This window comes from Rhizobacter sp. P3_B12, assembly GCF_056402895.1.
Genome location: NZ_JBFUGN010000136.1, coordinates 1 through 9,907 on the forward strand (window position 1 = coordinate 1; position 9,907 = coordinate 9,907).

The window sequence follows — 9,907 nt, forward strand, 5'->3', positions numbered from 1 at the left end:
GGCGACAGCTTCGCGATCTATCCCGGCTGCGACAAGACGCAGGCGACCTGCACGAAGAAGTTCAACAACGTGATCCGTTTCCGCGGCAAGCCGTATGTGCCGGCCGCGGAGACGGTGATGTGAGCCTCATGACCCAGACCCATTCGACCGAACCTCAACAACGCCAGGCGGTGATCGCCGAGGCCCTGACCTGGCTCGGCACGCCGTACCACCACCACGGCCGTCTGAAGGGCGTGGGCGTCGACTGCGGGCAGAGCCTATGCGCGATCTACGAGGCTGCGGGCGTGACGGCGCCGATCGACCCGGGCACGTACAGCACCGCGTGGCATCTGCACCGCAGCGAGGAGCTGTACGTGCAATGGCTCGAGCGCGTCGGTGCCGTGCGCACCGAGCAGCCGCATGCCGGCGATGTCGCGCTTTTCCGCTTCGGCCGCACGTTCAGCCACGGCGGCGTGCTGGTCGACGCGCGCACGGTGCTGCACGCGTACGTCCACCAGGCGGTGATCCTGACGCGGCTCGACGAAGCACCACTCGTTGGCCGGCCGGTGCAGTTCTGGACGCTGTGGTCGGCGGTGAACACGACGGCAACGGCCGCTGTACGGGCGTCAACACAACCCACCGTGGAGGCCTGAATGGGCGGCCGCACCACCATCTCCAGCAGCGAGACGCGCGTCGAGGCGCTGAAGCTGCAGAGCAGCGCGCAGGGCGTGACGATCCCGATCGTCTACGGCGTGAACCAGATCAGCGGCAATCTGATCTGGTACGGCGACTTCAAAGCCGTCCCGCACACGACGAGCCAGCAAGCCGGCAAGGGCGGCGGCGGGGTCAGGTCCGAGAGCACGACGTACACCTACACCGCCTCGGTGATGATGGGTCTGTGCCACGGCCAGATGAACGGCGTCCCCCGAGTCTGGCGCGGCAAGAAGCTCTACAACGGCGGGATCCGCGGCGACCAGTTTGCCTCAGTGCGCAAGACCTACGCGGTCCCGGCCGCCGGCCCGATGTCGACCACGCTGGATGCCGCGTTCGCGTCACTCCAGGCGGTGTATGTCCCGATCTCCTTCCTGAAGTCCCAGCTTGCCAACGGCGTGGACTACTCGGTCGACACCGACGGCGAGCTCGCCGTCGTCAAGATCCTGAACGACAAGTACCGTGGCATGGTGGTCACGATCGACTACCTGGTCGTCACCGCCGGCACGAAGCAGAGCGCGCTCGASGARCTGGGCCTGAGCTTCAAGACCGGCGCGCTCGGCCAGGCGCCGTGGTCGTACCTGCAAGGCGCGAACCCGGCGCAGGCGCTCGGCTACAGCGGCCTGGCCTACGTGTGCGCGAAGGACTACGACCTGGGCGGCTCGGCACAGGTCGAGAACCACACCTTCGAGATCCAGGGCAGTCTCGCGTACTCGCTCGGCAGCGCGGTCCCTGATGTGGACCCGAGCCGGGTGTTGCTGGACCTGCTGATGAACGGCCGCTACGGGGCCAACATCGCGAGCGATCGGCTCGACGGCATGCAGGACTGGTCGGACTACTGCGTCGCCAGCGGTCTGTTGGCCTCGCCCGCTTTGACCGAGCAGATGAGCGCAGCCGAGCTGGTCAAGGTGTTCGGGCAGTTGACGAACACCGCACCGGTATGGAGCGCCGGCAAGCTCAAGATGATCCCGTACGGCGACAGCGTCGAGGCGGGGCTCGGCCGCACGTTCACCCCCAACGTGACGCCGGTCTACGACCTGACCGATGACCACTTCATCCCGAGTCCGGGCGAGCCACCGGTGAAGCAGCAGCGCAAGAGCCCGGCCGACGCGAAGAACCACTTCCGGGTGCAGTACCGCAACCGGGCCAACAGCTACAACGTGGATGTGGCCGAGGCGAAGGACCAGGCGGACATCGACGCGCACGGCCTGCGCTCCGAGGCCATCGTGAAGGCCGACTGGATCACCGACGGCGCCGTCGCGCGCCTGGTCGCCCAGCTGATGCTGCAGCGCTCGCTGTACATCCGCGCAACCTACACCTTCAAGCTGCCGGCGAACTTCAGTTTGCTGGAGCCGATGGACCTGGTCACGCTGACCGATGTCGGGCTCGGGCTGGACCGGCACCCGGTGCGCATCACCGCCACCGACGAGGAGAACGACGACGGCGACCTGACGGTGAMGGCCGAGGACTTCCCGGYTGGCGTGGCGAGCGCCACGATGTACCCGAGCGAGGTCAATGCGGGTTACCTGCACGACTACAACGCGGCGCCRGGCAACGTGGACGCGCCGGTGCTGTTCGAGGCGCCTGTGAGCCTGACGCAGACCGGGCTCGAGGTGTACGCGGCCGTGAAGGGCAGGAGCACGGCCTGGGGCGGCTGCAGCGTGTGGGTCAGTGTCGACGGGCTGAACTACCAGAAGGTCAGCACGCTGCACGGGCCGGCGCGCTACGGGCGGCTCGCCACCTTCATCAGCGGCGACAGCGTCACGGTGAACACCAGCGGCCAGCTGATCAGCACCAGCGCGGCCGACGCGGCGGCGCTGGGCACGCTCTGCTACGTCGGCGGCGTCGCGCCCGAGTACTTCGCCTTCCAGACCGCGGCGCTGCTCGCCCCGAGCACGTATGCGCTGTCCGGCCTGGTGCGCGGCGCGCACGGCACGCCGACCACCGGCCACCAGGTCGGCGACGCCTTCGTGCGCGTGGACAGCGCGATCGGCAAGAGCGGGCCGCTGGAGCTCAGCTTCATCGGCAAGACGATCCACTTCAAGTTCACGAGCTTCAACATCTTCGGGGCGGCCGAGCAGAGCCTGGCCGAGGTGCAGGCCTACGACTACCGGGTCACCGGCGTGATGGCGGCGCTGCCGCCGTCGGCGCCGACAGACGTGTCCGCGTCTTTCGAGCCGTTCGGCGTGCGCCTGAAGTGCGCGAAGAACCCCGAGCCGGATGTGGTGGGCTACGAGTGGCGAGTCAGCACGGCGCAGGGTGCGACCTGGGCCAGCGCCCAGGTGCTCGAGCAGCAGGGCGGCACCTCGCACCTGTGGGCCGTGCAGGCGGCCGGATCGTTCACCGCCTGGGTCGCGGCGGTCGACGCCTTCGGAAACCGCAGCACGCCGACCAGCGTCGCCGGCACCGTCGCCGCGCCGACGATCTCGGCGCTGAACGCGACCATCGTCGGCACCGACCTGCAGCTCGACTACACGGGCGTGCCGGGCGCATTTGCGATCGGCGGCTACGAGCTGCGCTTCGGCGACAGCTTCGCGACCGCGACGGTCGTGGGCGTCTTCCAGATCACGCGGCACCTGCACCGCATCAACTGGGGCGGCGCGCGGCGCTGGTGGGTGGCGGCCGTCGACGTGAAGGGGAACCGCGGCAATGCGGCCTCCGTCGACACGGTCGTCACCGTGCCGGGCGCGATTGTTGGTTCGCGCGCCGAGGTCGTCGACAACAACGCGCTGCTGTACTGGAGCGCGCCGACCACCGGTAGCCTCCCGATCGACCGCTACGAGGTCCGCAAGGGTGCGAGCTGGGCGGCTGGCACCATCGTCGGCTCGAACGGCAACAGCACCTTCACCGCGATCTTTGAGCAGCAGGCGGGCGTCTTCACGTACTGGGTCGCGGCCTTCGACAGCGCCGGCAACACCGGCACACCGGTCGGGATTGCGGCAACCATCAGCCAGCCGCCCGACTACGTGCTGCGCACGCAGATCCGCTCGACCTTCGCCGGCACCGCGACGAACTTGTTCCTCGAAGACGGTGCGCTGCTCGGGCCGGTGGCGCCGGAGACCTGGGCACAGCACTTCGAATCGCACGGCTGGACGAGCCCCCAGGCGCAGATCGACGCCGGCTTCCCGCTGTACGCCGAGCCGAGCACGACGAGTGCCACCTACGACGAGACCTTCGACTACGGCACAGCGCTGCCGCCGACCATCGTCACCGTGACGCTGGGCGCTTCCGTGATCGCCGGCCAGGTCAACAGCTCGTGCCAGATCTACACCAAGCTCAACAGTGCAGACGCCTGGACAGCCGCCGCGGCAGGCGCCACCAGCGTGCTGGCGGCCAGCTTCCGGTACGTGCGCGTGGTGTGGACCTTCAGCTGCAGCGCTGGGGCGAATCTGATCCGCATCGCGAGCCTGGACGTGAAGCTGTCCAACAAGCTCAAGACCGACTCGGGGCGCTTCGTGATCACCAACGCGGCGACGGGTGTGGCCGTGCCGTTCGGGGTCGCCTTCATCGATGCCGACACGCCGCTGTGCCAGGCCAACGGCACGACGGCGCTGCTGCCCATCGTTGATTTCCTCGATGTGCCGAACCCGACCGGCTTCACCGTCTACCTGCTCAACCCGCAGACCGGGCAGAAGGTCACCGGCTCGGGCGGCTGGACCGCTCGCGGGTACTGATCACGGGACCGCGGACCCCTTTCTTCCTCCTTCATTCACGACAACAGCCATTCGACGAACAGACCACCATGCCGATCGACTTCAGCAAACCCGTCACCACCGATCGCTACGACACCGGCGTCCTGCCGCAAATCAAGGCCTCCCTCAGCGCGCTCGCGCAGTGGATGGACCCGGCCTATGCCGGTGCCGTCACCAGTCCGCCGGCGGGCGCGAAGCGCTTCAGCGGCGGTGTAATCCAGGAATTCAACGGAAGCAGCTGGGTAGAGAAGTCGACCAACTACCTGAAGAACAACGCACCGGTCAGCTACTCGTCGGTGTCGATCGCGGGCGCGACCAACGGCTGGGCGGGTGTGCAGTTCAGCGACACGGCCAAGCTGTACTCGCTGATGATGAATGTGACCGACGGCGCTTCGGGCCTCTTTGCGGTGACCGATGGCCAGTGGAAATGGCACTTCAATAACGTCGGCGAGTTGGCGGTCGGCACGGTGCCGTGGGGGCGGGTAAGTGGGGTGCCTGCAATCGCCGGTCTGTCCGCAGACACGAACGCGACCGGGAACTCGGTCGTGCAGCGCAACAGCGCCGGCCATGTGATCGCTACCTACCTTGGCCAGGTTTCCGGCAACGACGAGAACCCGGGCATCAGCCAAGTCATGGTGACCAACGGCGACGGCTACTTGCGCAAGGCGGGCATCGGCCACCTCGGCAACAGCATCGTGGTGCCATGGGGCAACGTCTCCGGGCGGCCGGGCTCGATGTCGCAGTTCTTCAACGACGTGGGGTTCGTGTCGTGGAACAGTGCACCGGTCTTCGCCGGCCTGGTCTACGGGCGCGGCGGCGGCGATGGGCTCGGGCGCATCACGATGACGAACGTGGCCGGCCAGCCGTCGGGCGGCGCGCCGGGCGACATCGTGTTTGTGTACTGAAGGGGAGCAGGCGTGGCAGAGATGTGGCGGTACGACAGCGGCGGCGTGGCGCGCAAGGCCCGCGAGGTGTGGCGTTACGACGCCGGCGGCACGGCGCGCAAGGCGCGAGAGATCTGGCGCTATGACCCGAGCGGCATCGCCCGGAAGGTCTTCAGTGGGTCATTCGTGTTGATGGCGTCGTCCGCAACGGCACAGGGATCGGGCTTGACGTCGACGCGTGGGGCCAACGTCACGGTGACGACCTCCTCGGTCACGCTCACGGTGCAAGGTGGGTCGGGGATCTTCACCTACGCCTGGGCGACCTTGTCGGGATCGGCCGCGACTGCGTTGTCACCGAATGCCGCGACGACGAGCTTCCGGCGCAATGGCGCTGCCCCAACGACCGTCGGTCAGGCGAACACGCTGAGTGGCGTGCAGCGGTGCACGGTGACGGAAACGAGCACGGGCGAGGTGCGGACGATCGATGTGACGGTGGTCACCGAGCACTGGTACGACCGCTGAAGCTCAAGCTGGCGTACTTGGTCAGGGAGGGTCACGAAGAACTTAACGGCGATGGCTACGCGGCAAGTGCTGCCATTCTCGCCATGTAGACGAATGCCTGTCGCCCGCCCGCGGCAGCCATCGTCAGCTGAACCTACCGACCGCTCAGGCTGTAAGCAGCCGGTGAGGTTTCGAGAGGGAAAGCCGCTGGCCGCTGAGACCAATCGTCGGGCGCCGTGCGCACGGCGGCTGCCCCTTGAATTGGGAAGTCAAACGATGGCGGACAGTCCTTCGTCTTGCCGCACGCCTGCGTGCGCTGGCAGACAGACGGCGGTGTCACACGGTGCCATGGTCTGCTTATCGGCGGCGCCAAGTGACATCGCACGTTGAGCTACGTATGCGTCAAGGGGTGCAGGCGCAGACCACCCCCACCGTCCTCCCCTGTTCCCATCACACCGAAAAGGAGTCCCTTCATGAGACTCATGCACTTGCCTTGCCTGTCGTTTCCGCAGGCACCCCGTCCCATCATCCTGGCCGGGCTGATGGTCCTCATCGCTAGTGGCTGCGCTACTGTGCCACCGCCGACTGAACAGCTGGCCAGCGCCAAGGCCGCGGTCGACAGCGCCGCCGTCGACGGCGCGCCGGCCTATGCACCCACCGAGACGCGCCTGGCCACCGAGAAACTGGCCGCCGCGCAGAAGGCCGTGGTCGCGAAGGATTACGTTCTCGCGAAGCAACTGGCCGAGGAAAGCCAGCTCGACGCGCAGCTCGCGGTGCGCAAGATGCAAACCGCCAAGTCCAACAAGGCAGCCGACRAAGCCCGCAAGGCCGCGTCCTCCGGAGGTACCCAATGAACACGCTTTCGATCTTCACCGTCACCGCACTGGCCGCAGCGCTGGTGGCCTGCGGCACCGTGCCGCAACCCAACGCCGCCCTCGACAGGGCCCACGCCAGCTATGAAATGCTGCAAGGCGACCCGAAGGCCGCCGAGTACGCCGGGCCGGAAATGACACAGGCTCGCGAAGCGCTCGCAGCCGGCGATGCGGCCCGCGCACGTGGCGACACGCTGCGCAGCGTCGACCACTTCGCCTACCTGGCCCAGCAGCGCGTGGCCATCGCGCGGGAGGCCACCAATGCCAAGACCTGGGACAAGGCCGCAGCCGATGCCAAGGCCGGCAGCGTCGACGACAAGGCGGCGCGCGAGGTGGCCGCTGCCCGCATGGCAACCCAGGCCAAGGGCGCCGAACTGGCGGTCGCCACGGCCGGTGCGCAGCAGGACAAGGCGCGTGCCGCCGAGCTGGAGTTGCAGCTGAAGGCGCTGGGCTCCAAGCAGACCGACCGCGGCGATGTGATCACGCTGGGTGACGTGCTGTTCGACTCCAACCGCGCCCAGCTGCGTCCCGGCGGCGTGCGCGACATGGGCAAGCTGGTCGAGTTCATGAGGAACCACCCGAAGCGCACCGCGATGATCGAGGGCTTCACCGATAGCCAGGGCACCGAGAGCGGCAACTTCGACCTCTCGACGCGCCGCGCCGAAACCTTGCGCATGGCCTTGATCGACCAGGGCGTCACCGCCGACCGGCTGCGCACGCGCGGCTACGGCGAGGCCTACCCCGTCGCCAGCAACGACAGTGCCGCGGGCCGGCAGATGAACCGTCGCGTCGAGATCATCCTTTCAGATGAGAACGGCGTGTCCAAGCCACGTTGAAATCTGGAGACCACCATGTCCAAGGAGCGCAAGCACGGCAACAAGGAAGTGAAGAAGCCTAAGCAGGCGCCGGTGGCAAAGCCGGAAACGCCGGTGCTGGCGATTCCGGCAATTGCGCCGGCGACACCGGATCGCCAACGCAAGCGGTGATCAGGCCGCGTTTGTAGCCGGGGCCGGTGCCCGGCCGATCGACAGGCCGTAGATGCGCCGGTCGGCCAGGTAGCAGCTGCAGGCGGCTGCCTCCAAGCCGGCGCGGTCGACCACGCGCAACTCGCCGCGGTGGTATTCGATCAGGCCGCTGGCCTGCAGCGTGCCCGCTGCAGCCGTCACGCCGACGCGCCGCACGCCCAGCATGTAGGCCAGGAACTCGTGCGTCATGTAGAAGTGGTCGGATTGCGCGCGGTCCTGGCTCATCAGCAGCCAGCGCGCCAGGCGCGGGCCGATCAGGTGGAAGCGGAGGCAGGCAGCCGAGCCTGCGAGTTGCGCCATCAACACGTGGATGTAGCGGCTCAGGCTGCGTTGCAGCGCGGCACTGCGTGCCAGCTCGCGCCGGAATGGCGCGACGGCGATGCGCAACGCCGTGCCCGGCCCTTGCACCACCGCATGCAGCGGCGCGACCGGCACGCCCAGCGCCACGTGCACGCCCAGCATGCCCTCGCGCCCCACCATGCCGACCTCCAGGCCGGGATGGGTATCGACTTGCGAGATCAACGACACAAAGCCCTCCATCGGGAAGTACACGTGCCGTGTTGGCTGGTCAGCGTCGCTGAGCACCTGGGCGAGCGTCATCTCGACCGCACCTCCCSCAGCAAGMAGACGTTGGCGGTCCGCCCGCGGAAGCAGTTCGATCAAGCCGTTCTCGAGGTTTWTCATGGCGCAGGCAGTCTGGGGCCTGCGCGGCTGCGTCACCGTCTGCCAGCGTACACAGRGCGGCTCAGTCCACYAGCGGCGCGGGYAACAAGCGGTCGTATTCCTTCTTCACCACCGCATAGCACTCACACGTGCGCTGCTCCACCCCCGGCCGGTCGAGCACCGTGATGCGCCCYCGYGCATAGCGAATCAGCCCSGCCTTCTGCARCTTCACCGCGGCCTCGGTGACACCTTCTCGGCGCACGCCCAGCATGTTGGCGATCAACTCCTGAGTCATTACGAGTTCGCTGCCGGTCAGCCGGTCGAGACTCAGCAGCAGCCAGCGGCACAGCTGCTGATCGAGCGAGTGGTGGCGGTTGCACACCGCCGTCTGCGCCATCTGGGTGATCAGCGCCTGCGTATAGCGCAGCAGCAGGTGCARCACCGGCGCGCGRTTGAACTCWTCCTTGATCGTCGATGCCTTCAACCGGAAGCCTCCGCCGGCGCTCTGCACCACTGCGCGGCTGGGCGTCGATTCGCCCCCCATGAACAGCGAGATGCCGACGATTCCCTCATTGCCCACCACGGCGATCTCGGCMGACGAGCCGTTCTCCATCACGTACAGCAGCGAGACGATGGCCGTGGTGGGGAAGTAAACGTGACTGAGCGCGCGCCCGGGTTCGTAGAGCACCTGGCCGAGCGGCAACTCGACCCATTCGAGCTGTGGTAGCCAGCGCTGCTGCTCTGCGTCAGGCAGGGCCGCCAGCAGATGATTCTGCTTCGGGTCGGGGGAAAGGGCCATGTCACGAAGCTCCGCACAGGGTCGGAGCCGGCGTGGAACGCGTACCGCGCCATACCGCCGATGGCGGCGACTATAGGCGCTSACGGAGTCGCGGTATGTTCGCTATCGAACATATCGCCAAGAATGGAGTGGTCTATCGCTGGTTCTCGTCGCGTCCCGCACCGGCCAARCGMGCGAAGTTGGCCGCRTCRTGCAGGTTGTCATACGGGATGCAGGCGAAGCGATAGGCACCTTCCTCAAAACGGATYCCCAGCGTGGCCATCAGCGGCARGTCGGCCTCYGCRGGCGGTGCCGCGACCACCGGYGCCTCGGATCTGTCGGACTTCAAGCGGTGCGTCCTGGTCATGATTTGCCTTTCCTAGAGGTGCAGCAGGCACGCTAGTCATGCGTCGCTGGGGCGTCTGTGCGGTAAGTAACGTTCGCTAGGAATGCCACGACCCTGCGTTCGCCATCGCACAGACCGGATCGGGGCGGGCCCGGCAGACTCGCCGACGGAGCGCTCCCCCATCCCCAAAAGGAAGCCTGCGCACCTGGGTGTTGCGATTCGCTGCATCCTGGGGCTGGGACTTCCCGCCTGACCCACACGCGCTCCCTTTCGGAAGGACACCGCAATGTCTGTCACGCTTCACCCGTCCGACGCCCTCGCCGGACTGCCGCCCAAGAAAACGCTCTCCGCGCCCCACCACAGCACGGCAGCGACACGCAGGCGCATTGCGCCGCGCGCCCCCCTATTCGGCCAGCAAGCGGACGCTGCAGCGCCCGCCACTGGCAGGCGCGCCCG

At 67.4% G+C, this 9,907-nt stretch carries 10 protein-coding genes; 8 read left to right on the forward strand and 2 right to left on the reverse strand.

Annotated features, from left to right (window positions below; all coding sequences use genetic code 11):
- The 8 genes from AC1D01_RS10130 to AC1D01_RS10165 all read left to right on the forward strand — a co-directional run.
- A partial coding sequence (locus AC1D01_RS10130) for a phage BR0599 family protein (protein ID WP_477865917.1) occupies positions 1-123 on the forward strand: 123 nt, incomplete at its 5' end.
- 5 nt (positions 124-128) lie between these two features.
- Positions 129-632 (forward strand): NlpC/P60 family protein, encoded by a 504-nt coding sequence (locus AC1D01_RS10135; RefSeq protein ID WP_477865909.1) that lies wholly within the window; start codon positions 129-131, stop codon positions 630-632.
- Positions 633-4,364 (forward strand): phage tail protein, encoded by a 3,732-nt coding sequence (locus tag AC1D01_RS10140; RefSeq protein ID WP_477865910.1) that lies wholly within the window; start codon positions 633-635, stop codon positions 4,362-4,364. It abuts the gene before it with no gap.
- A 68-nt stretch (positions 4,365-4,432) separates the two neighbouring features.
- Positions 4,433-5,287 carry a hypothetical protein gene (locus AC1D01_RS10145; RefSeq protein ID WP_477865911.1) on the forward strand — a complete coding sequence of 285 codons (855 nt, stop codon included), beginning with the start codon at positions 4,433-4,435 and terminating at the stop codon, positions 5,285-5,287.
- A gap of 12 nt (positions 5,288-5,299) precedes the next feature.
- On the forward strand, positions 5,300-5,788 hold the full coding sequence (locus AC1D01_RS10150) for a hypothetical protein (protein ID WP_477865912.1): 489 nt from the start codon (positions 5,300-5,302) through the stop codon (positions 5,786-5,788).
- Positions 5,789-6,240: 452 nt separating this feature from the next.
- On the forward strand, positions 6,241-6,621 hold the full coding sequence (locus AC1D01_RS10155; RefSeq protein ID WP_477865913.1) for a DUF4398 domain-containing protein: 381 nt from the start codon (positions 6,241-6,243) through the stop codon (positions 6,619-6,621).
- Positions 6,618-7,475: an OmpA family protein gene (locus AC1D01_RS10160; protein WP_056816092.1), complete on the forward strand. Its 858-nt coding sequence runs from the start codon at positions 6,618-6,620 to the stop codon at positions 7,473-7,475. Before AC1D01_RS10155 ends, AC1D01_RS10160 begins: the two co-directional genes overlap by 4 nt.
- 15 nt (positions 7,476-7,490) lie before the next feature.
- Entirely contained in the window at positions 7,491-7,625 is a 135-nt protein-coding gene (locus AC1D01_RS10165) for a hypothetical protein (RefSeq protein WP_477865914.1), read from the forward strand.
- On the opposite strand, the gene AC1D01_RS10170 is transcribed toward AC1D01_RS10165, so the two are convergent.
- Both AC1D01_RS10170 and AC1D01_RS10175 read right to left on the reverse strand, forming a co-directional pair.
- The gene (locus AC1D01_RS10170) at positions 7,626-8,264 is read right to left on the reverse strand and encodes a Crp/Fnr family transcriptional regulator (RefSeq protein WP_477865915.1); all 639 of its coding nucleotides are present in this window, start codon (positions 8,262-8,264) and stop codon (positions 7,626-7,628) included. It abuts the gene before it with no gap.
- A gap of 145 nt (positions 8,265-8,409) precedes the next feature.
- Positions 8,410-9,126 carry a Crp/Fnr family transcriptional regulator gene (locus tag AC1D01_RS10175; protein ID WP_477865916.1) on the reverse strand — a complete coding sequence of 239 codons (717 nt, stop codon included), beginning with the start codon at positions 9,124-9,126 and terminating at the stop codon, positions 8,410-8,412.
- Positions 9,127-9,907: the final 781 nt, after the last annotated feature.

What these genes read in the sequence shown, in the direction of transcription:
- AC1D01_RS10135 (WP_477865909.1), top strand. Translation starts at nt 129, where the DNA reads ATGACCCAGACCCATTCGACCGAACCTCAACAACGCCAGGCGGTGATC.
- AC1D01_RS10145 (WP_477865911.1), top strand. Translation starts at nt 4,433, where the DNA reads ATGCCGATCGACTTCAGCAAACCCGTCACCACCGATCGCTACGACACC.
- AC1D01_RS10160 (WP_056816092.1), top strand. Translation starts at nt 6,618, where the DNA reads ATGAACACGCTTTCGATCTTCACCGTCACCGCACTGGCCGCAGCGCTG.
- AC1D01_RS10165 (WP_477865914.1), top strand. Translation starts at nt 7,491, where the DNA reads ATGTCCAAGGAGCGCAAGCACGGCAACAAGGAAGTGAAGAAGCCTAAG.
- AC1D01_RS10170 (WP_477865915.1), bottom strand. Translation starts at nt 8,264, where the DNA reads ATGACGCTCGCCCAGGTGCTCAGCGACGCTGACCAGCCAACACGGCAC.